Source organism: Streptacidiphilus albus JL83 (assembly GCF_000744705.1).
Classification (GTDB): Bacteria; Actinomycetota; Actinomycetes; order Streptomycetales; family Streptomycetaceae; genus Streptacidiphilus; species Streptacidiphilus albus.
On record NZ_JQML01000001.1, the window covers coordinates 7,455,586 to 7,477,079 of the forward strand.

The 21,494-nt window shown below is 69.6% G+C and carries 16 protein-coding genes; 9 read left to right on the plus strand and 7 right to left on the minus strand.

What is annotated here, in order from left to right:
* Nucleotides 1-105: 105 nt before the first annotated feature.
* Together BS75_RS32605 and BS75_RS32610 are read left to right on the plus strand one after the other, a co-directional pair.
* On the plus strand, nucleotides 106-675 hold the full coding sequence (locus BS75_RS32605; protein WP_034090804.1) for a carboxymuconolactone decarboxylase family protein: 570 nt from the start codon (nucleotides 106-108) through the stop codon (nucleotides 673-675).
* A complete protein-coding gene (locus BS75_RS32610) occupies nucleotides 668-1,474 on the plus strand; it encodes a helix-turn-helix domain-containing protein (RefSeq protein ID WP_034090805.1) in 807 nt (268 codons plus the stop codon). The genes BS75_RS32605 and BS75_RS32610 overlap by 8 nt, the downstream gene beginning before the upstream one ends.
* 334 nt (nucleotides 1,475-1,808) lie before the next feature.
* Here the strand turns inward: BS75_RS32610 and BS75_RS32615 are convergent, their stop codons facing one another.
* Nucleotides 1,809-3,677 (minus strand): hypothetical protein, encoded by a 1,869-nt coding sequence (locus tag BS75_RS32615; protein ID WP_034090806.1) that lies wholly within the window; start codon nucleotides 3,675-3,677, stop codon nucleotides 1,809-1,811.
* Nucleotides 3,678-4,162: 485 nt separating this feature from the next.
* Between BS75_RS32615 and BS75_RS32620 the strand changes: the two genes are divergently transcribed.
* On the plus strand, nucleotides 4,163-5,623 hold the full coding sequence (locus BS75_RS32620; RefSeq protein ID WP_042440628.1) for a M48 family metallopeptidase: 1,461 nt from the start codon (nucleotides 4,163-4,165) through the stop codon (nucleotides 5,621-5,623).
* Between the two features lie 23 nt (nucleotides 5,624-5,646).
* Entirely contained in the window at nucleotides 5,647-6,852 is a 1,206-nt protein-coding gene (locus BS75_RS32625; RefSeq protein WP_052069953.1) for a DUF4034 domain-containing protein, read from the plus strand.
* A gap of 446 nt (nucleotides 6,853-7,298) precedes the next feature.
* Here the strand turns inward: BS75_RS32625 and BS75_RS32635 are convergent, their stop codons facing one another.
* Together BS75_RS32635 and BS75_RS32640 are read right to left on the minus strand one after the other, a co-directional pair.
* On the minus strand, nucleotides 7,299-8,006 hold the full coding sequence (locus BS75_RS32635; protein ID WP_034090808.1) for a response regulator: 708 nt from the start codon (nucleotides 8,004-8,006) through the stop codon (nucleotides 7,299-7,301).
* A complete protein-coding gene (locus BS75_RS32640; RefSeq protein ID WP_160312326.1) occupies nucleotides 8,003-9,139 on the minus strand; it encodes a sensor histidine kinase in 1,137 nt (378 codons plus the stop codon). The genes BS75_RS32635 and BS75_RS32640 overlap by 4 nt, the downstream gene beginning before the upstream one ends.
* Before the next feature lie 250 nt (nucleotides 9,140-9,389).
* Here BS75_RS32640 and BS75_RS32645 point away from each other — a divergent pair, with 250 nt between their 5' ends.
* On the plus strand, nucleotides 9,390-9,938 hold the full coding sequence (locus tag BS75_RS32645) for a hypothetical protein (protein WP_034090809.1): 549 nt from the start codon (nucleotides 9,390-9,392) through the stop codon (nucleotides 9,936-9,938).
* Nucleotides 9,939-9,954: 16 nt separating this feature from the next.
* Nucleotides 9,955-10,494, plus strand: coding sequence for a hypothetical protein (locus BS75_RS32650; RefSeq protein WP_042440627.1), 540 nt, complete (start codon nucleotides 9,955-9,957; stop codon nucleotides 10,492-10,494).
* A 470-nt stretch (nucleotides 10,495-10,964) separates the two neighbouring features.
* Here BS75_RS32650 and BS75_RS32660 read toward each other — a convergent pair whose 3' ends face one another.
* The gene (locus tag BS75_RS32660; protein WP_081982825.1) at nucleotides 10,965-13,415 is read right to left on the minus strand and encodes an RICIN domain-containing protein; all 2,451 of its coding nucleotides are present in this window, start codon (nucleotides 13,413-13,415) and stop codon (nucleotides 10,965-10,967) included.
* A gap of 1,485 nt (nucleotides 13,416-14,900) precedes the next feature.
* Here BS75_RS32660 and BS75_RS32670 point away from each other — a divergent pair.
* The 3 genes from BS75_RS32670 to BS75_RS32680 all read left to right on the plus strand — a co-directional run bounded on the left by BS75_RS32670 (nucleotide 14,901) and on the right by BS75_RS32680 (nucleotide 17,290).
* Nucleotides 14,901-15,449 carry a winged helix-turn-helix domain-containing protein gene (locus tag BS75_RS32670; RefSeq protein ID WP_197091980.1) on the plus strand — a complete coding sequence of 183 codons (549 nt, stop codon included), beginning with the start codon at nucleotides 14,901-14,903 and terminating at the stop codon, nucleotides 15,447-15,449.
* Nucleotides 15,446-16,588: an alpha/beta hydrolase gene (locus tag BS75_RS45105; RefSeq protein WP_052069957.1), complete on the plus strand. Its 1,143-nt coding sequence runs from the start codon at nucleotides 15,446-15,448 to the stop codon at nucleotides 16,586-16,588. Before BS75_RS32670 ends, BS75_RS45105 begins: the two co-directional genes overlap by 4 nt.
* A gap of 129 nt (nucleotides 16,589-16,717) precedes the next feature.
* Nucleotides 16,718-17,290 carry a YbhB/YbcL family Raf kinase inhibitor-like protein gene (locus BS75_RS32680; protein WP_034090813.1) on the plus strand — a complete coding sequence of 191 codons (573 nt, stop codon included), beginning with the start codon at nucleotides 16,718-16,720 and terminating at the stop codon, nucleotides 17,288-17,290.
* 35 nt (nucleotides 17,291-17,325) lie between these two features.
* On the opposite strand, the gene BS75_RS32685 is transcribed toward BS75_RS32680, so the two are convergent.
* The 3 genes from BS75_RS32685 to BS75_RS32695 form a co-directional block, all read right to left on the minus strand.
* Nucleotides 17,326-17,961: a hypothetical protein gene (locus BS75_RS32685; protein ID WP_034090814.1), complete on the minus strand. Its 636-nt coding sequence runs from the start codon at nucleotides 17,959-17,961 to the stop codon at nucleotides 17,326-17,328.
* 271 nt (nucleotides 17,962-18,232) lie between these two features.
* Nucleotides 18,233-19,846, minus strand: coding sequence for a hypothetical protein (locus BS75_RS32690; protein ID WP_034090815.1), 1,614 nt, complete (start codon nucleotides 19,844-19,846; stop codon nucleotides 18,233-18,235).
* Nucleotides 19,847-20,190: 344 nt separating this feature from the next.
* Nucleotides 20,191-21,426 (minus strand): cytochrome P450 family protein, encoded by a 1,236-nt coding sequence (locus tag BS75_RS32695; RefSeq protein ID WP_231607958.1) that lies wholly within the window; start codon nucleotides 21,424-21,426, stop codon nucleotides 20,191-20,193.
* Between the last annotated feature and the right edge of the window lie 68 nt (nucleotides 21,427-21,494).

The window sequence follows — 21,494 nt, forward strand, 5'->3', positions numbered from 1 at the left end:
CACCCGTCTCGTCGGACTGCCGCAGTGACCCGGCGCGAGCGGTGCAGCGCGCATTTACCTCCGAGGGAATTGGATCGACGTCGTGGCTGCCGCAGACTCCGAGTCATGACCAAGTACCAGATCCACACCGCCGACACCGCGCCCGAAGCCGCGAAGGAGCCGCTGACGGTCTTGCAGGGGGCATTCGGGTTCGTTCCGGCCGCGGCCGGGCTCATGGCGAACTCGCCGGCGCTGTTGAACACCTTCTTCTCCGCGTTCGGGCACTTCCGGGGCGGCGGCACGTTCAGCCCGGACGAACGGCAGGTCCTGCTCCTGTCCAACGCGGTCGCCAACGGCAGCGAATGGGCGGTCGCGTTCCACACGCTGGAAGCGCTCGCGGACGGAGTCGAACCGGCCGTGATCGAGGCCCTGCGCCGCGGCGATCCGCCCACCGACCGGCGGATGGCGGCGCTGTCCACGCTCACCCGTGCGTTCATCGACAAGCGGGGCCGACTCGATGAGGCAGACGTGGCGGAGTTCACGGCGGCCGGCTTCGCCGAGGAGCAGCTGTTCGAGGTGATCACCGGGGTGGCGATCTCCGCGATGACGAACTACACCGCGAGCGTTGCCCGGCCCCCGCTGGAGGCGGTGGTGCAGCCGCACGCGTGGACTGCGGGATACTCGTCTGGTGTCTGAGGTCGGTCAGCTGTTGAAGCACTGGAGGAGCGCTCGGCAGTTGAGCCAGCTGGCTCTGGCCGCCGAGGCCGCCGTATCGGTCCGCCATCTGTGTTTCCTCGAGACCGGCCGCTCGAACCCCAGCCGAGCCATGCTCCTGAAGCTCGCGGAGGTACTCGACGTACCCCTGCGCGAACGCAACACCCTGCTGCTCAAGGCCGGGTTCGCGCCCGAATACCCGGAGTCCGAACTGGACGCGCCGTCGCTCGCCGCCGTCCGCGACGCGCTCGAGAGCATCCTGACGCAGCAGGAGCCCTTCCCCGCCCTGGTGATGGACCGGAGCTGGGACATCCGGGACACCAACGCCGCCGCTCGCCGCTTCTTCGCTCTCCTCCGAGGCGGGCAGCCGAGGAACGCTCCCGGACCGGCGAACGTACTGCGCCGGATGTTCCACCCCGACGGTGTCCGCCGCCATGTGACGAACTGGCCGGAGGTCGCCGAGGCGCTGGTCCGGCGCGTGCGCCGGGAGGCGATCGGGGGCATCACCGACGAGCGCGCCCAGCAGATCCTCGACGAGGTGCTGAACTACCCCGGGGTGCCGGCCTCGCTGCGGTCGCTCGACGCGGCCGCACCGGTGCTGCCGATCGTGCCGATCCGGTACGTGCACGGTGACCGGCGCTTCGACTTCTTCTCCACCGTGACGACGCTCGGGACACCGCAGGACGTGACGCTGCAGGAGCTGCGCATCGAGTGCTTCTTCCCGATGAACGACGAAACGCGATTGCAGGCGCGTCAACTCGCCGCATTGGCAAAGCCCTGACCTGCTTGCTTCCCGATGAGTATCGGTCTCCCCCCAGGGGTGACGACATCCCCCGCGAGTAGTTGCGAGCGGAGCCCTGGGTCCGTGCCGTGCCCGCGCACGCCCTGTACCGCTCGGAATATCATCGCTGCAGCTGACCGCTGGTCCTGCGCGTCGCCCTCGCTACCGGCCCGCACTGGTCGACCCCCACCGCGACCACCTGCGCACCCGACGCGCGGCCGACCCCGGCGCGGGGTTCGCGGGGCCACGGTCCGGGAGATTCCGGCCCCGGGACGACGCGGGGCGGGCGGCTGTGGTGCGGCCGCTCGCCCCGGTCAGTGGTGGCGGGGCCTGGTCAGTGGACGCCGACCCAGGTGCTGGGGCCCTCGGTGTCGAGGTGGGCGCTGTCCGCGTACAGGTAGGTGACCATCCAGGTGCCGCCTTCGGGGTCCTGGGCGCTGATGTTGTAGTTGCCGCTGCCGTTGGTGGTGGCGGTGGCCATCAGGTACCAGGTCTTGCCGCCGGTGGGCCGGAACAGCAGTTGGACCTTGGCCTTGGGGAAGTTGTGCCATTTGCCCGAGTAGTACTGGTGCAGCGTCCCGGAGAAGTACTCGCGCTGGTTGCGCCCCGGGTGGCTGCTGCTCGGCCTGCCGCCGGAGATCCAGGTGTACTCGCGCGAGAGGTAGACGGCCTTGCTGTAGACCGCCCTCCAGTCGGGCGTGCCCGCGAAGTAGACCCGCCAGTAGCCGTTGGCCCTGCCGCCGTAGACGGCGTAGCAGGAGAACGTGTCGTTCACCGCGTTGGAACCGCCGACGGCGGTGCTGCCGACGGTGTGCCAGTTCCTGTCGTCGGACGAGTACTGCACCTGGACGTAGCCGTGGCCCAGGGACACATTCGCGCTGCCGAGGTAGACGTTGCCGCTGATCACGGCCTCGCCGTAGGCGTCCTCGCTGATGCTGAGGCCGGTGATGGAGTCCGGCTGCGGGATGTGCACAGTCACGTACGAGCTGCCGTCGAAGTACAGGTACGGCGTCATTTCGGTGTTGACGTTGTAGGAGCCGGCCCGGTTCACCGGAATGCTGAAGTGCCCAGTGCCGTCGGCGGTGCCGTCGTACACATCAGTCGCGTAGGAGCCCGTTTCGAGCTCGAACTGCTCCCCGGGCGCAGGTAGCCAACTGCCGTTGTCCTCACGTTCGATGATGCCGGTGATCGCGGTGGAGCCGCCGACCGGGACATTCGCGTTGGACGGCGACGTGACGACGACCCGCGTCAACTCCTGCGTGGTCCAGTAGGTGTCCGTGCCGACCGAGGTACTCGTGTACGCCACCGCGTCCGTCCCCTGCGGCGTGTAGCTGACGCTCATGCTGCCACTGGTCGGTGCCGAATACGGTGGAACGGTGAACGTGCCGTCCGCCGCAGTGGTCACCGCGCCCAGGGACTGCGGTGCGGGGTAGCCCTGGCTGTTGACGCCGTTGTAGGTGGGCTGCAGGGTCGCCCCCGCGACCGGGGAAGTCTGCCCGGTACGGGGGTCGGTCGCGGTGAGGACACCATGGGCCCCGAGCTCATGGTCGTCGTAGCTCAGCTGGGACGGACCGTCACCGGTGAACTGGGAGAAGGACATGACGTCGTGGTAGTGGAAGGTTCCGACTCCGATCACCACATCGTTGCCGGCCTGGTCAGTGACCTCGACCGACGCCCTGTAGGTGCCGAGTGACGGCAGCGTGAAGTGGGAGTACCACCAGTCGTCGGACGGCAGGCCGCCGGCCGCACCGAGCTTGAGGACGGTCGGGCCGGAGTCCCCGCCCGGCTGCGTCGCCACCGGGGTGAGCGTGGCCGTGACCGAGGTGATCGTTCCCGGGGCGCCGCCGTAGTCCGTGACCTCTACGTCGAAGATGGCCGTGTCGTTGCTGCTGGTGTCGTAGGGGACCTGGAGGTCGTTCGCCCAGGGCAGTCCCGCCGTTGGAGCGCCGACAGTAACCGGCGGGGTTCCTGAGGACGTCGGCGTCGCGGTCGCGACCGGCGTGCTGGTGGGTGTCGGCGTTGTGGTGGGCGCCGGGGTGCCGGTGGGTGATGACGGTGTGTCGGTGGGCACTGGTGCAGTCGTACCGGTGGGTGACGGCGTGTCCGTGGCGGTCGTCGTCGGCGTGGCCGACGGCGCCGGGTCGTCGGCGTAGGCCGAGGAAGCCGGCAGGGCCAGCGCGGCGGTGACAAGCACGGCCGTCACCAGCGTCGCAGGTATGAGGAGACGGGGTCTCACTCAGGTTCCCCCTGTGATGTGAGTTGTCCGAGAGCCCGCTGAGACAATGCGGGCAAGTGGCCAGACACTAACGCGTGCACTCGCACGCGAGCTCGTCGGGGTCAGGAATTGACGGTTCCGGTGGGCGGTTCGGCTTTCCTTCGGACGGTCTGCCCCGTTCGTGCGCGAGTTGTCCTGTTCGTGCGCGAGTTGTCCTGCTCGTGCACGAGTGGGATCGGCTGGATCGGGCGGCTTCGGGTTGCCGGCACCGATCCGGCCGGTACGGCCGCCGTCGGGACGGTCGTCGACGGCGACCGTGCACTCCCTACCCCCTTGAGCAGGGAGTTCGTGGTGGGCGATAGTCTCCGCGGGACACCAGGGGGGCGGGGGGAACAGTGGCAGGCATTTCGAGTGGGCCAAGGACTTCGGGCAGGGCGATACGGGCGGCCGGACTTCTGGTCGGGTTCTATGCGATGGGTTTCGGCCTGCTCGCGCTGTTGCTGGCGATCGACTACCTGGTCCTGAACAGCGACGATCCCAGCCCCCGTCTCGTCGTCTATGCCCTCGGCTTCAGCGCGGTGGCGGGCGTGCCCATCCTCCGCGGCATCTTCTTCACCCGCGGCAACCGGATGCGGAAGCCCCCCGGCGTGCCGGTCACCAAGGCGCAGCAGCCGGTGCTGTGGCAGCGGGTCGAGATCCTCGCGGAGGCCATGGGGACCCGGCCGCCCAAGGAGATCTGGATGACCGCCGACGTCAACGCGGCCGTTCACGAGGAGTCCTGGCTGATGGGGCTGATACCCGGCAAGCGCCGGATGCTGCTCGGCGCACCGTTGCTGATCGGGCTCACCCCCGCCCAGTTCGACGCCGTCGTCGGACACGAACTCGGCCACTACTCCAACCAGGACACCCGGCTCGCCGGACTGGTTCAGCGGGGCCGGGAGTCGATGATGAACACGCTGCGGGCGTTCCGTGGCGGCAACAACCTGAGCAGAGTGTTGTTCGGCCTCTACAAGGGCTACGCCGAGCGCTACCTGCGCACCACCCAGGCCATCAGCCGGGAGCAGGAGCGGGCTGCCGACCTGGCGGCGGTGCGGATCGCCGGGCGTGACAACGTCGCCTCCGCGCTCCGTCAGATCCCGGCCCTGGACGCAGGGTTCGACTTCTACCTGGGCCACTACGCCGCCTCCGCGAGCAAGCTGGGACTGCTGCCGCACACCGACGAGTTCATCGGCGGCTTTCGACACCTGCTCGCCGACCCGGAGCGGAACGAGGAGCTCGACGCGATCCGGCGCAGCCTGCCGAAGCGCAAGACCACCCCCTACGACTCGCACCCGCCGATGGACGAGCGGGTTGCCGCCATCGAGGCGCTGCCGGAGGACGGTCGGGGCCGGGACAGCGGCAGCGCGATGGAGTTCCTGCACCTCCCCGCGCCGCTGTTCGGGGCGGTCGCCCGTTCGGCCTGGAAGCCGGAGAACAACAGCAAGCAGCAGGTGGACTGGGCGACCCTGCTGCACGCCGCCGGCCGGGCCCACGCCCTGGAGCAGGCCGGGCCACTGCTCTCGGCGGCCTCTGCGGTCAGCGGCGGCAGCCCCACGCTGATGCAGGTACTGGAGGTGGTGGACCGGGGCGGGCTGGCCGCGCTCTGCGGACGACTGCCGGAACCGAAGATCGCCAAGGGCACCACCGGCCGCCTGCGGGACGAGCACCTGCGCACCGACTTCGGCAAGCGGCTGCGGTCGCTGGTGGAGGTCACCGTCGCCGATGCCGGGCGCGGCGGCTGGCCACTGTCCTGGAGCCACAGCCACCACTTCGAGATCCGCACCGAACTGCTGCCGGAGGGATTCGCCGACCGCCTGCAGCCGGCCGTCGAGGCGGTCGTCGCCGGTCGTCCCTCGACCGGTCAACTACGTGAACTTGTACGACAGTTGTCATAGCAGGCGAAAGAGAGAGCACAAGCATGTCACGATTCCTGGAACGGATATCCGGTAAGGCCCGACCGCCGAGGCCGGCCTCCGACGCCAAGGCTGCTGCGGCCGCCGGTCGGCAGCCGGGCACCGGCCCGGCCAAGGACGGAAGCAGCAACCGGACCATCCAGCCGGCCGAGTACGGGCTGCCGCTGCGGACGGAGCTGCGCACCGACCGGTCGGTGGACGACCCGGCCCTGGACGCCGCAGTCCTCGCCGCGAAGGCGGGGAACTGGCAGCCGGTGGGCGCACTGATGTGGGAGGCCGGGCGGGACTGGGAGCGCCGCTACCTCTACACCTGGATCTTCGGCGCCCTCGCGGCGGAGGACGCCCGCTGGTTGCAGGCCTGGCGGCAGGCCCACCCGCAGGACGGGGCGGCGGCAGCCATCGAGGCGTCGTCACTGGTCCAACTGGCCTGGAAGATCCGCACCGGTGATGTGTCGAGCAAGGTCAGCCGGGAGCAGTGGGACGGCTTCTTCCGAGTGCTGCGCCAGGTTCCGGAGCACTGCCGGGAGGCTGCCGCCCTGAGCCCGGAGGATCCCACGCCGTGGGTCGTGCTGCTGGGCGCGGCCAAGGGCCTGCAGTGGGGGAACGACGAGTTCCGGGCGCTCTGGGCAGAGGTGGTCGCACGTGACCCGCACCATGTCCTGGCCCATATCTCGGCGCAGAGCTACTGGCTGCCGCGCTGGTACGGCTCGACCGACCTGGTCCTGGAGTTCACCGAGCAGGCCATCGCCGCTGCTCCGGTCGGCTCGCTGCTCAGCCTGCTCCGGCTGGACCTGCTGAACCGTGAACTCCGGCCCGAGGACAGCAAGCTGCGTCCCGCGTTCTGGCGTGGCGAACAGGTCCGGTGGGCGATCGACGAGGCACTGATCGACCTGGCGGCGGCCGATCCGGCGAACGTCCGGATCAATGCGATGCGCAGTTGGCTCGCCGTCTTCCTGGTCCGGACCGAGCGCTGGGCAGAGGCCGTGGAGCAGTTCCGGGCCATCGGCAGGATGGTCGCCTTCGAGCCCTGGAGCTATTCGACGGACGGCACGGCGCTGTTCACCCAGCAGCGCGCGACTGCCGTCCTCGGCTGGGAGGCCGCCGGCCGCCCGGCCGTACCGCCGCCGGCCCGGCACCGTTCGGCCCCGGCCGGCTCGTACTTCGATCTGACCACGCCCAATCCGGACGCCGAACCGGTCACCGGAAGATAGGCGGACGACCGTCGGGCGGCGCTGACGGGGCAGGGCTTGTCAATGCTCCAGCAGGACTTTGACGTCATGCGTGGGACGCGTGTGCCGGTGAGTTCCGTCTCGATGCCGGCGTCGGCGAGGATCTGGTCGAACAGGGCGGGGAACTTCGCGTCCCGGTCCCGGATGAGGTGCTTGATGCGGGCTCCGGCGTCCTCAAGGTCCATCGTGGGGTTCCTCGCGGCTTGCGTGACCCAGGCTGCGGTCGGGTGGGCGGTGGAGCCCAGGACGCGGATCCGGCGGGTGGCGTGTCCGATGACGGCATCGATCATCATGCCCTGTCGGCCGGAGGCACTGGCAAAGCTGGTTGACCCGCGCGTTGTGGTTCTCGGCACGCACAGTGCAGGAGGTGGTGCCGGTCCCGGATCAGCGTGCGGTCCGGCAGTGGTCCTCCCCCGCCTGCGGTGAACTCAGCTCCGCTGGACGAATCCGTTGCAGAAGGCGTAGCGCACGGCCTGGGAGCGGTCGTGGGCTCCGATCTTGGTGAAGATCCGGTTGATGTGGGTTTTGACCGTGGCGTGGCTGATGTTCAGCCGGTCGCAGATCTCGGCGTTGGAGAGTCCTTCGGCGATCAGTCCGAGCACCTCGGCCTCGCGCGGGGTGAGGCCGTCGGGCAGCGCGGCACCCGCGCGGGACGGCGTCGGCGGGGTCACCGAGGACAGTGCGCAGACCAGGCGTTCCTGCACCACCGGATCGAGCCACACGCGTCCGGCGCTGACGCTTCGGAGGGCTGCCTCGACGTCTTCGCTGCTCGTGTCCTTGGTCAGGTAGCCGCGCGCACCGGCCCGAAGCGCGGGGAAGATCGACTCTTCGTCGACATACGTGGTGAGCACCAGGACCGAGCAGTCCGGGAGGCGTTCGCGCAGCATCGCGGTGGCTTCCGTGCCGTCGAGGACCGGCATCCCCAGGTCCATCAGCACGATGTCCGGCCGCAGCCGCTCGGCCAGGTGCACCGCCTCCGCACCGTCGCGGGCCGTGCCGACCACCTCTATGCCGTCCATGATGCCGAGCAGCAGCACCAGTCCGTCGCGGACGACCCACTGGTCGTCCGCGACGAGGACCCTGATCGGAGCCGCGGCTTCCGGGACGTCTTCCGGCACCCCTTGGGCAGGGCTCATGCCGCGACCTCCATCCGCACGCTCCACCCCTGGTCCAGCGGTCCGGCCAGCGCGGTGCCGCCGACCTGAGCCAGCCGCTCCCGCATGCCGATGAGGCCCATGCCGGGGCCACTGCCCGCGGCCTGGGCCGAAGGCCCGGGGCCTTGGTCCACGACGGACAGCACGACTCGGGCTGCGTCGAAGCGCAAGGTGACGGTGGTCCGCGAGCCGTGTGCGTAACGGGCGGCGTTCGTCAGCGCCTCCTGTGCTCCACGGTAGAGCGCGAGTCCCGCCTCCGGCGGCAGTTCTCTCGGTTCCCCTTCGACCCGGAAACAGGCCTCCAGACGATGGTCGGCCCGATACCGCTCGACGAGGTCCGGCAGCCGGTCGAGGGCCTGCCCCGAGGTGTCGCGCAGAGCGACGACAGCCCGCCGCGCGTCCTCCAGTCCTTCTTTCACCAGGCCGCCCGCGCGCTCGATCACGGTCTGCAGTTGCTCGCTGACCTCCTCGCGCCGGCCGAGGCGCCGCGCGCCCTCCAGCTGGATCGCCAGGCCGGAGAGGGACTGCGCCAGTACATCGTGCAGATCGCGGGCGATCCGGGTCCGCTCAGCGAGGACCGCCGCCCGGGCCTCGGCGTCGCCGGCATCCTCCAGCCGGGCGAGCAGCACCTCGGCGCGCTCCTGGTTCTGTCCGGCCCGGCGCATGCTCAGCGCCATGACCGCGAGTACCGCGCAGAACGACAGCTCCGACGCCGCGACTGCGGGTGAACCGCCGGGCACCAGCCAGGCCTCGACCAGAACGCCGCCGGTGAGCACACCCGCGATGGGCCCGCCGAGCCACAACGGCAGGAACAGGACTGCGGCGAGGACGCCGACGGCGACGGGCATGAGCGCCGCATACGACGGCTGCAGGGCCTGCAGCAGCAGACCGGAGGCGCCCGCCAGCACCGCGAACCCCACGCGTGGCATCGACCGCGCCATCGGCCACACGTCGATCGCGGTCAACCCGATCGACAGGCAGACGCCCAGGAGTGCGACGGCGACGCCGAGATGGACCCCGGCGGTCCCTGGATGCGGCTGGGCGGTGATTCCCGAGTACAGGACGACAGCCCACACGATCCACAGCACCGGGCGCAGCCGGGCACGGGATCGCATCGACCGTGCCCTCGCTTCGGCGAGGGCAGCCGCCTCCCGCATGCTGAGCGGACCGTCGTGCCGTAGTGGGCCGTCCTGCTCCAGCATCCCCGCCCCCTCGCTCCGGCCCTCCGCCGTTCGCCCGGCCGGTGACGATGATCCACGAAAACGGGGGCGGCCGCGTCACCCGCTGGGTTGACGCCGACGTCAACCCGCACATCGGTTGCCGGGCTGATGCCCGCTCACCGGCCGGGCGGCCATCCTCCTGGCCATGACCATTGTCGATTACATCGTCTCCACTGCCCTCGTCCTGCTGGTGGTCCCGCAGATCCGCGGGGACAGGCTGACCCTCGCCAACGCCCTGCGTCCGGTCGTTCTGGTCGCCCTGGCGGCCGCCTACTACCTGCGCGGGGTCCCGACGCAGGGCAATGACGCCCTCCTCGACGTGCTGCTGGCGGCACTCGGCCTCACCCTGGGCACCGGCTGTGCCCTGACCACCCGCCTGACCGTGGGCGATGACGGGACGCCCTTCGCCAAGGCCGGAGCTGCCGCGGCCGTCCTGTGGGTCCTCGGGATGGCAGGACGGTTCACCTTCGTGTACTACGCGTCCCACAGCGGTGCCCACGCCGTCGCCACCTTCAGCTTCAAGCACCACATCACGGGGACCGAAGCCTGGACCACCGCGCTGATTCTCATGGCCCTGGCGGAGGTCACCTCCCGGCTGGTCACCATCCGCATTCGAGCCCGCATGCTCGCCAGTTCCGCGAGCAGCGCCCGGCCGGCAGTCGAGGCTTCACTGTCGCCTCGCGCTGAGGCCTGAGACCATTGGAGCCTCCGTGGTGCCCACCGATTTCCAGGGATACTTCGCTGCGACCGCCGCCGGCGCGGCAGCCCTCATCGGACTCCTCTTCGTCGCCGTGTCGCTGCGACCGGAGTCACTCCTCGGCAGCGACGCGTCGGCCCGCGGGCGGGCGGTCGCCGGGTCGGCGTTCACCGCCCTGGTCAACAGCTTCTTCGTGTCGATCATCGCGTTGATCCCGCTCACGAGCCTCGGGTACACAGCCGTGGTCATGGCCGTTCTCAGCCTCTACGCCACCTACCAGACACATCGTGAACCGGACCGGCTCCAGGCGGGAGTGACCCAGCTGGTCGCCGCGCTCGCAGCGTACCTGTGCCAGCTCGCGGTCGGCTGCGCTCTGGTGGCCAGGCCTTCCGACGCCGGCCTGGTCACCGCGATCGCGTATCTGCTCATCGCCTCGTTCGCGGTCGCGCTGAAACGCGCATGGATACTCATGGGCCGCGAGGAGGTGGCGATTCCGGGGACGCGCACGACACCGGAGGCGGCGAGCGAGGGCCCGACCGGCTCGTACAGGTGATCACCCAGGTGGAGGCGGCCGGCGCAGCAGCGTGTCCGGGCGGATCACGAGGCGGAGCTGTCGCAGGAGGTTGCGGGGGAGCGGGGTGAGGAGCGAGGCGAGGAGCGCGGTGAGGAAGGCCCGGTCCTCGGGCGCGAACTTGGCCTTCGTGGTGCCGAGTTGCCGTTCCAGGAGGGTGATCTGGTGGCGCAGGGCCAGTGTCTCGGTGTCCGACTGGGAGCGTCGCCACCTGATGGACCCTGCAGCTCGCCCCGTCGACCAGGACCGGTCGGGTGATCTCGCAGGCCGGCACTCAGATCCCGCAGTTCGCCTGCTGACCGGTTGTCGCGTCTCCAGGGCCTCACTGCTCCTCAGCAGCGGAGCAGTGAGGCCCGAGGCGTTCCGGACCGTGGGCGCCGATCGATTCATCCGGCCGGTTCAGTGACCTGATGCCGGTCGGGACCTGCGGCACCGGACCGCTTTTCACGGCGTCAGTTGGTGGGCACCAGTTCCCACTGCTGGTTGGCTCCGCCGTTGGACGGCCACTGGTCGATGGCGGCGCCCCAGCCGATGGAGGCGCCGTCGACGTCCAATGTGTCGCCGTCAAGACGGGATTCGATGGTGTAGGTGCCGCTTCCCACTGGGCGGATGAGCCACTGCTGGTTGGTTCCGCCGTTGCCGCCCCACAGTTCGAGCTGGGTGCCGGGCCAGGTGGTCAGGTTCGGGATGTCCAGCACCTTGCCGCTCTGGGCACCGGTGATGGTGTAGTAGCCGTCGGAGTTCTGGGCCAGGGTCCACTGCTGGTTGGCGCCGCCGTTCGACGGCCACTGGTCGATCGCGGTGCCGTTGGCGGTTCCCTGGCCGGAGGCGTCGAGGACGTCGCCGCTGTTCACGCTGACGATCTTGTAGCTGCCGTCCAGGTTCGCGGTCGTGCCCGGGGTGACGGAGAAGTCCGAGTACTCGACCGGGTAGTAGCCGGTGGTACCCAGGCCCACCTGTCCTCCGGTGTAGCCGGTGTCGGTGACGGTGGCGACGCTGACCCCGTCGATTGCGGCGGTGATGGTGCTGCCGTGGAATCCGAGGCTGAGGTTGTGCCAGGTGCCGGTGCCCGGGGCGGCCACCGTGCCGCTGGCGAGGGTCGTCGAGAGCCAGATGCCGTCGGTCTTGAGCAGAGTCCAGGCCCCCGAGTCGCTCAGTTGCAGGTGGTAGGCGTCCAGGCCGCTGTTGTTCTTGGCCTGCTGGCCGACGCGGCCGAGCAGGTCGGCGGTGCTGCCGGACTGTTCGAGCAGCACGTCGGAGCTGACGGTGTAGTTGCTCCAGCTCAGATCGCCCATGAGGGTGTAGGGATTGCTGTCGCTGGAGCAGGACCAGCAGACGGGCGTGCCGACCGCCGTCTGGCGCAGGCACTCGCCGCTGCGCCCGCCTTGGCAGGGCGCTGTCTCGAACGCGCCGTTCATCGAGGCGAAGTACTTCGCCTCGTCGCCGGACGGATACGAGGCGAAGCTGTCGCTGTAGGGCAGGGGCAGGATCGAGCGCGCGGGGCCCGCAGCGGTGCCGGCGCCCTGGCCGGTGGTGGTCGTCACGGTGTAGACCTGGCCCGGTTGCAGCGTGAGGCTGTAGGTCCCGCCTGTCGCGGTGAGATCCGGGTCCTGGACCATGCTCGGGTTGCCGCTGGTGGGCTGGGACAGGTCCGTCGACCACACGTGGAGGGCGCCCGCGGGCAGGCCGCCGGAGACGTTGAAGGTGACCGTCTGCGGCGCAGTCGCGTCCATCGTCTCGATCACCGTGCTCCATGCGCTGTGGTCCGGCGCGGAGTAGGTGACGTAGCTGCCGTCGGCGCCGGTGCCCGAGCCCTGAAGGTACCCGGTGCCGGAGTTCAGGTACTGCCAGCCCGGGCTGGTGAACTGGGTGGTCTGGGCTATCGCCCACAGGCTCCGGCCGACCGTGTACGCGCCGGACCAGGGCTGGTTCGCGGTGATCAGCCCGTCGCTGTTGAAATCGGTGTTCTGGTAGGCGGAGGCGACGATCGGCCAGTTGATGTAGGCGGTCATGTCCCCGCCGATGTAGCCGCGGTTGATGGCCCGGGCGACGGCAGGGGCTCCGGTGTCGGCGTCCTCGGAGCCGTTCTCGCTCGCCCACAGTGGCTTGTCCAGCGACTCGGCGGCCGAGGTGGACGAGCACGAGGTCATCGAGGACAGGTACGAGCAGGGGTAGTGCGATCCGACCACACCGACGGCGTTGTCCAGGGCGCTGTCGCTCGCCATGGTGTCGGCGATCGACCAGCCGAACTCGTCGCCGCCGACGATCTGGGTGGACCCGTACCCGGCGGTGTTCATCGCCGTGCGCAGCGACTCGATCCAACTCGCGTTGTAGCTGTTCTCGTTCTGGTCGCCGCCGAGGTAGTCGACGGTGAACCCGTGCTGCTTGGCGCAGCCGAGCCAGGAGGTGAGGTAGCCGATCATGTTGGTCGAGGTGAAGCCGCCCGTCCAGGCCGGCGCGCCCCAGGCCAGACCGTAGAATTTGATGTTCGGGTTGCGTTCCTTGGCCTGCTGCATCAACCACCACTCGTAGCCGTTGTTGCAGTTCACGTTGGACTGGGTGTGCTCGATGCTGGATTCGGCGCCGTCGGTCGAGTTGGTGTCGCCGCCGATCTCCACCTTGAGGATCTGCAGGTCGGCACCGACGCCGGGCTTGAACAGGTAGTCGAGGATCTGGTTCTGCTGGGCCGGCGGGTAGTCGGCCAGCAGCCTGGTGTTCCCGCCACCGCCGCTGATCGCACCGATGCCATCGAACGTGCGGCCGGAACTGGTGCCGTCAACGGTGATCGCAGTGGTCGGGGTGGCCGCGCTCGCCGGTGTGGTTCCGGCCAGCGTTGCTGCCCCGCCGGCAACCAGTGCCAGTGACAGTGCGAGGGCGGAGCCTCGCGTTCGTGCCCGGGACATGACTTCCTCCTTGAACGACATGAGCTGGACAACAGCGGTGCCGGGTGTGCAGGCCCGCGGCAGCCGCATTTCGCAGGTGCCGTCAGCCCGCCGTGCGAGCGAGGGTCGACGCTTTGCCGTCATCTCCAGTGCTCAACATTTTTAGACAGGAACGCGCGGTATCAAACAGCTTTGAGGCTTGTCGAGCAGCTGTCAATAGCTCTGGACGGACCTGGCTCGCCATCTGGAGATGCCGGCGTCCCACTGCCCGCGACCTCGCCCCGGGATCGCCTGACGAGGCGGCAGTGCATAACATTCCTTCTGGAACCCTCTGGAAACCGCCCCTTGCGGGGTGCGCGGGTGGTCAGGGGGTGAGCTCGCACGAGTCGGTTCCGTCCTGGCGTGCGGCTGTCCACAGGTTCTACCGAGCAGAATGGTCACGGCCCAGGCCATGTTGACTAATGTCAGAATCCATTCGAGACCAACCGGCTGGGAGTCCGTCTAAGCGTGCCGACCGCGCTCGCCGCCCGGCATGTGGCCGGAGAGCAGGTGCGGGCAGCGCGGTAACGCAGCGACGCCATCAGGGCGACAGCGTCCCAGGCACCACCTACGGCCATGGTCACTGTTGCTGAGCTGCAGCGATGACTCTACGAGCCGGCAGGTCGGCGTCGGCATGTCGGTGCAGACGAACCACCTGATCGCGGGCGGCATCGCGGTGCTCCTGCGGACCTGGCGGACCTGCCGGGTTGCGTGATCCGCCCGCCGTCGGCGGATCCTGCGGCATCGATCGACACGGTCGAGAGTCGTGGACAAGCCCGCCGGGCCGTGTGTCTGCTTGGTCGGAGCAGCTGGATGTAGGTGCTGGTGGTGCTGTCGGTGTACCAGTTGCTGGTGGGGATTAGGACTGCAACCAGGCCGGGCGGATGGCCGCCGCAGCCGGCGACGGCAGCGGAACGGACCGCCGCGAGCTCGATGACGACCCAAAGCACCGTGCAGAGTGTGCCGCGCATGCCACTGCGAAACCGCCTGACGCGGCACTCCCAGCAGACGCGCCACTTCCGCCCGCCGCACGCCTTGTCACTGCACCGGTACTTCCGGTTTGGCGCCAGCTGACGACTTGTCAAGAGGCTGCATGGGGATCAAGCGCCACCCCGTGCACGATGACGCCCACGCCGTCCCGAGTACAAAAAGCCACCAAGGCAGGCCCCGGACGCCCAACCGGTTCCAAGAACCGGCACCCGGCCCGGCGGCACGACGTCGGACGCGTCCTGGTCACCGGCGAATCCTGCGCACGCGCCGCCACCACAACATCGGCACCGGCCCCGACGCGCCGCCGAGAAGCCCTCGGCGTCGACCGTCATGGCCGCACCCTGCGGTAGGACCACAACCAGCAAGCGCAGCAGCGATGCTGGGGCCTTCCGGCTATGCACATAAGTTATGCATTGATAGTGTGCACTCGTGGAACACCAAGACGCAGACCCCGGATACAGGCTCACTCCGGACTCCGTGAAGATCCTCGCCCACCCGCTGCGCGCGCGGTTGCTGAGCGAGTTGCACCGAGGCGGCCCCGCCACTGCCACCACGCTGGCGGCCGCGTTGGGCACCCATACCGGCGCGACCAGCTATCACCTGCGCCGCATGGCCGAAGTCGGCCTCGTGGTGGACACCGGCCAGGGGGCAGGGCGGCGCCGGCTGTGGCGTGCGACGTCCGGCGCCCACGCCTGGGCACCGAGCGACTTCGACGACGACGCGGATGCCGGCGCCGCGCTGGCCTGGGTCCTGCGCGACTACCATCGCGAGTTCGACGAGCAGTACACCCAGTGGCTCGACCGGGAAAGCGGCTGGCCGGCGCAGTGGCGCGACGCGACCGGCATGAGCAACCACAAGCTCGTCCTCACCCCGGCGCAACTACGCGCACTGGCCGAAGAGATGGAGCAACTGCTCAGGCGCTACCAGCACGCCGAACCCGCCGACGCGGACCAGGCCCGCCGGGTAGCGGTATGGCAGTTCGCTTTCCCGGCCCCCGGCGAAGCCTCTCCGGGAGGTGACTTATGAGCGCGGCACTGACCACCTCTGCCATGGTGACGCTGTTCGCTCTGACGGCACTGCGCCCCCGGCTGCCGCGGTACAGCTCGCCGTTCAACATGCAGTTCGTCCTCGGGTACCTCATCAACGAACAGCCGTTCCTCGGCCTGGTATGGCTGCTTCCCGGCATCACGGGCACGTTGACCCGGCCGGAGCCCGGCAGCATCCTGTGGTGGGTGGCCGCCGGGTTCACCGTTCTGGCCGCACTCGTACTGGTACGGCTCGCGGTGCGCGCCCGGACTGCCAAACCGGCGCTCTCGACGGCACTCGAAGCCGCCTTCGGGCCCGACGCGGCGCCCCGTTTCACCCGACCGCCGTGGTGGCGGATCGTCCCGCTGCCGCTGGTGGCCTGGCGGCCCGACGTGCGCCGGATCCGCAACCAGCGCTACGGTCCGGCGCGACGCGGCCACCGACTCGATCTGTACGTCTCGCGCCGCCGTCGCCGCCCCGGGCAACCCGTGCTGGTCTACGTGCACGGGGGCGCGTTCCGGATCGGCAACAAGATGTTCGGCGCGCGCCCGCTGATCTACCGGTTGGCCGCCCACGGCTGGCTCTGCGTGAGCATCGACTACCGGCTGCTGCGGGTCCGCCGTCCCGATCAGCTCGCCGACGTCCGGGCCGCCGTGGAATGGGTCCGCGCCCATGCGCGCGCCCACGGCGCCGACCCCGACGCTCTGTTCCTGGCCGGCGGATCCTCAGGCGCCCACCTGGCCGCCACCGCCGCACTGACCGGCACCGAGGCCAGCGGCGTGATCGGACTCTACGGCTACTACGGCGAGCTCGCGCAGCCCGCCACCGAGCCGACCTCCCCGCACGCTGCCATCAACCCCGCCGCCCCACCCTTCCTGATCATCCACGGCGCCATCGACACCCTGGTCCTGCGCACCGACGCCCGGAAGTTCGCCGAGCGACTGCGTGCCGTCTCCCGACAGGCGGTCGCCTATGCCGAACTCCCCGGGACCCAGCACAACTTCGACTTCTTCCACTCCCCGCGCATCCACTGGGTCACCGACGCCATCCTCCGCTTCGCTGAACTCACGGCAGGTCGGGCGTCATCGAGAACTCCGAACCTCACCGATTCCCGCCCGGACGACATCGCTCCATCCTGAATGATCCATTTCGGTCCGGGACGTCCGTCCATGAGGGATCTGCACAAGCGTGGACAGCGCCCCGAAATCCACTGCCCGTGACGGGACTTGCGGTCGAGTCCTGGGCACCGTCGCGATGAGGAGAAAACCATGGCAGTGCTTGGCAAGCTGCTGAGGAACCGGCGAGCCGGGCAAGCCGGCCTCGCCTGGAACGCACCGAACCTGGCCGGTGAGAACACGCTGGCGCTGAGCAGTCCCGACTTCGGCAACCAGGAGATGATCCCGACCGTCCACGCCGGAAAGCGTCTCGGCGGCAAGGATCTGTCACCGGCCCTGGCATGGGACGCGGTCCCCGCCGGCACGGCACAATTGCTGCTGGTCATCGAGGATCCCGATGCGCCGACGGCCGTGCCGAACAACCACGGCATCGCCCTGCTCGACCCGTCGGTGACCGGCCTCGCCCAGGGCGGCCTCGACATCGAGAGCCCCGCCGCCGGCGTACGTCTGTTGAGTGCGGGTTCGCGTCGCGGCTACCGCGGGCCCGCGCCGCGCAAGGGCCACGGCCCGCACCGCTATGTGTTCCAACTGTTCGCTCTTGCCGAGCCGTTGGTCGTGGGAGCAGGCAGCGCGGTACCGGACTCCGCCGCACCGCGCGACGTGCTGGCAGCCGCCGGAGGCGTGCTCGCCCGCGGCCGTCTCGACGGCTTCTACGAACGCGCCTGAGCTTGTTGGTCATGGACCGAGCTTGCCTCGCGCTGTCAGCGCAGCCGCCCGTGACCGGAGTGACGCTCTGGACGGACGACGAGCCAGCTGGCGATGCGCTGCCTCACCTCACGATTGGCATGGGGACTGTCGTAACGGGCCATCCACTCAAGGTGTCGCAGGATGTTCTCCGAGCGCTCCGGGTGGCCCACTGCGTGCACGTCGACGCCGGTTTCGCCTGTCGAAGCACAGACGTAGACACTGCCGTCCAGGGCCATCATGCCGAAGCCCGGGTGCCCAGAGTGCATGCCGAGGAACGCCGATTCGGCACCTCGGCCCATGATGTCCCAACGTTCCAGGAGCCGGACGCGAGTCCAGAGCACTGGTGCGTGGTAGCCATTCGTGCACAGTACGGCGGCGCGGTGCGATCGGGTGCCCTGCGGTATCTGCAGGAGGAACTCGCGCCGATCATCAAACAGGCCCGAGGAGACAGCGAGGTCGTACCAGTCCGCATTGAGCTGCTCCACCAGGTGCGAGGTGTCGTACCGATGGGAGAAGCAGTCGGTCACATCTTCGGCTCCCCATCCAAGGACGAAGGGCATCGTGCCCTCCGGTACGGCATGGAGTATGACCTCCAGACCAGCCCACCGTAGCGGCCGGTGCACCTTGCGTTCGCGTTCCTTGATGCCCATGGGCTGGTGTTCTACCAGCCCCGAAGCCCCTTGGCTCTCCGATTTTCCGCCTTTGCCTGATCGACCGGACAGCTCCTGTCCTCGACTTTTCGTGACGGTCCATCGCTGTCGGCGGGCCGGTCTCGCGGGCGGCACGGACCCGGTCCTCCGCGCGAGCGCGTTGGCCGTGCCGCAGTGGCGCACCGAACGGCCTTGCAGGAGCGGACTGTTGGCAGGGAATGCGGGGCAGGTTCGTGGCCTCCGGGGGGCGCGGGCGGTGTATGACGCCGTATCAGTCGGCGGCCGCGACGGTGATGGAGAAGCGGCTGGCTGCGGGGAGCCAGTCGGTGTCGAGGTCGAAGGTGAGACGGTATCCGGTGCGGGTGTTGTCGGTGCCCAGGTCCTTGGTCGCGTCGAGGGCTGTGCCGTCGGCGTAGTCGCGGCTGAGAACGCGGTTCTGGCACCAGACCTGTACACCTACGCGCTTGCAGAGGGCGGAGGTGATGGACAGGTGCATGTCCGGCCAGGACGGTGACAGGCGTGCGAGGACGTGGTCCAGGTCGATCCGGTCCGCGCTCCGGGTCCCGTCGAGTTCGTGCCCCCGGACGTCGAGAACCAGTCGGGTCACGGACTCGATCTCGACGGTGAACGACTCGACGCGGCCGGCGGCGACGGCCTGCGTGTACTCCGACCGCAGGGAGCGGGCGGCGCGGTCCGGCACACTCGGGTCCGCGCCGTCGGCCCCGAGGTACATCCTGGGGAGCAGGCGGATCAACGTGGCGAGTTCCTTGTGCACCGTGATGACGGCCCCTTCGTAGCCGGCGTCTGCGGGGATTCCGCGGGTGGCTGTGTCGTGCCAGTCGGCGCGCTGGGTGCTGAGGCCGCAGGGGTCGAAGAGACCGGCGAGGGTCTTCTCTGGCAGGGACCACAGCTCCTCGCGTTCCGCGATGGCCCGGGCGAGTGTCCGCTGGTGCGGGCGCGGTTCTGGCCGGGGGTCGCCGTCGGGGAAGATCGCGCGCAGATAGGGCGCCAGGGAGCGGGCGGCGGACCGAGGCGGCAGTACGACGGCGGCGAACGCGCAGGGGAGCAGCTTCTGCGGATCGTCCACCCGCTGGACCAGGGTCTCGGCCATGAGATCTGGGTAGGGCGGAACCATGAACTGTAGTGTTCCGGCCATGCCGTGGAGGGAGGCGACGAAGGCGCGCGGGGAACGGCCGAGGGCGAGCAGTACGTCTGTGGCGGCCTGGTCGTCGGCGAGTGCGGCGGCCAGGGCCGCGCAGCCGCGGACGGCGGGGCTGGGGTCGTCCAGCCAGTGCCGGGGTGTGCCGCCGAGGTCGCCGATCGCGAAGACCAGCGTGGCGCGCTCATTGGCCTCTTCGGTGCCTCTGGCGATCTCGTCGATCCGGTCGGTCAGGGCATGGCGCAGGGTGGCGGCGGTGGGATGGCGGGCGAGCCTGCTGATGGCGGCAGCCGCGCAGACTCGTTGCCGCGAACGTTCGGCGCCGAGGTGTGGCAGTACTTTCGCCAGGAGTTCCGGTGCGGCGTCGTAGCAGGCGAGCGCCTCGGGCTGTTCGCCGCGCGCCCGGAGCGCCTCCGCCTCCTCGCCCAGGTCACCGGCGACGGCTGCCCGGTGGAGGTAGGCGAGCATGGCGTCGCGCATCGAGGGGTCGTCGGGTCCCAGGCGTGGATCGTCCAGGAGTTCGCTGACGACCAGGGCGACGGGCGCAGTTACCGACCAGGCGCCGCCGTCCGGGCGCAGAGTCTGTGACCACAGGTGGGAGTAACCCGCAATGAACGCACCGGCATCGTCACCGAGCAGTGCACGCAGGTGCCCTGGCGTGTCCGTCGCCGGACCGAGGTCATGGGCGAACCGCGGCCAGTCGAACGTGTCGAGATAGCCTGTCACGCCCCCGATCCTGCCACAGCCCCGCCGACCCGTCGCGGGTCGCCCGGAAACCACCGGCTCGCCTTGCCGCCAGGGGACTTCACCCTTCGGCTGGGAGGATGCGCCGAGTTGTGTCCGTCGTTGTTCGTCCAGACGGCCGATCCGGATCGGGTTCTCGTTCGGATCGGGCGGTGGGTGCAGCGGGCGGGCGTTGGCGATGCCCTGGTGCGGCCGGTGCCTGCTGGAGGGCGTCTCGAACCAGTGCAGGGCGTTGCGCCTGCCGACAGGTACATCAGCGCAGGTGAGATGCCTGGGAGCAGCACTACGGGGGCGGGCCCGCCGTGGGTCGCGTCGAAGGCGTTCAATCAGTCGTCCTCGGGACGGAGCAGCACCGGGAGCCGGGCGATGCCGCGAGTGCGGACCGACGGCCGGGGTCGTAGTTCCTCCCGAGGCGTCGTCAGGGTGGCTGCTGGGTAGCGTTCCAGCAGGACGGTGACGGCCGTGACGATCTCCAGACGCGCCAACGCGGCACCGAGGCAGTAGTGCGGCCCGTGGCCGAAGCCGAGGTGTCCCTGCTCGGTCCGCCCCGGCGTCATCCGGTTCGGACAGGTGAAGGCGGCCGGGTCCCGGTGCGCCGAGGCCAGGGCCACCAGGACCGGGTCGCCGGCCGGGATCACAACACCGCTGATCTCCACGTCCTCGGTGGCGAACCGGCGGATCGCGAGTTCGACCGGGCCGTCGAAGCGGATCGTCTCCTCCACGAACTCCGTTACCGCGTCCGGGCTCTCGCGCAGTCGGCTGCGCAGTCCCGGCTCGGTGAGGGCGGTGGCGACGGCCGTCGCGATGGCGGCGATGGTGTTCTCGTATCCCGCGAAGAGCAGCAGGAAGGCCAGGCTCAGCAGTTCGTCGGCACTGAGCCGGTCCTCACCGTCGTGGGCGGCGATCAGCACGGACAACAGGTCCGTCCCTGGTTCGGCGCGCCTGGCCTGGATCTGGACCGTCAGGGAGGTCACGATGCCTTCAAGTGCTTCACCCAGCCGTGCCCGTGACTCTGCCGAGGGATTCAGCAGAATCGTGGTCCACCGGCGGAAGCGCTCCGACTCCGTCTGGTCGACGCCGAGGATGTCGCACAGCAGGACCAGCGAGAGCGGCGCCGCGTAGTCCTCCACCAGGTCGACCGGACCGGGCTGCAGGCCCAGGGAGTCCAGCAGGCCCGCGGCGGTGTCGCGCACCTGCTGGCGCAGGCCCTCCATCCGCGCGGGACCGAACGCCGGAGCCACCAGCCGGCGTAGCCGTGCATGGTCCCTGCCATCCATGTTGAGCAGGTTCTTGTCCAGGGCCGGTGGCAGCGAGAGGCCGGTGTAGCTCCCAGGAGTCGCGTTGCTCCGGTTCAGCGAGAGCCGCGGATCGGCCAGCGCCGCGCGCGCGTCCTGGAATCCGGTGACCAGCCAGATCGGGCGGCCTTCGGGACCGATGACCTGGTGCACCGGTCCTGCCTTGCGCAGCTCCGCGTACATCGGATACGGGTCCGGCCCGAACGCCTCGTCGAGGCGCGGCATGACAGCGGGGTCAGGAGTGCCTGCGGTGCGGTCGGACGGCATGGATGTTCCTATCTGAGTGCACGTTCTCGGGTACCGACGCCTGCCCACATGCTAGGGGTCGGTGTCCG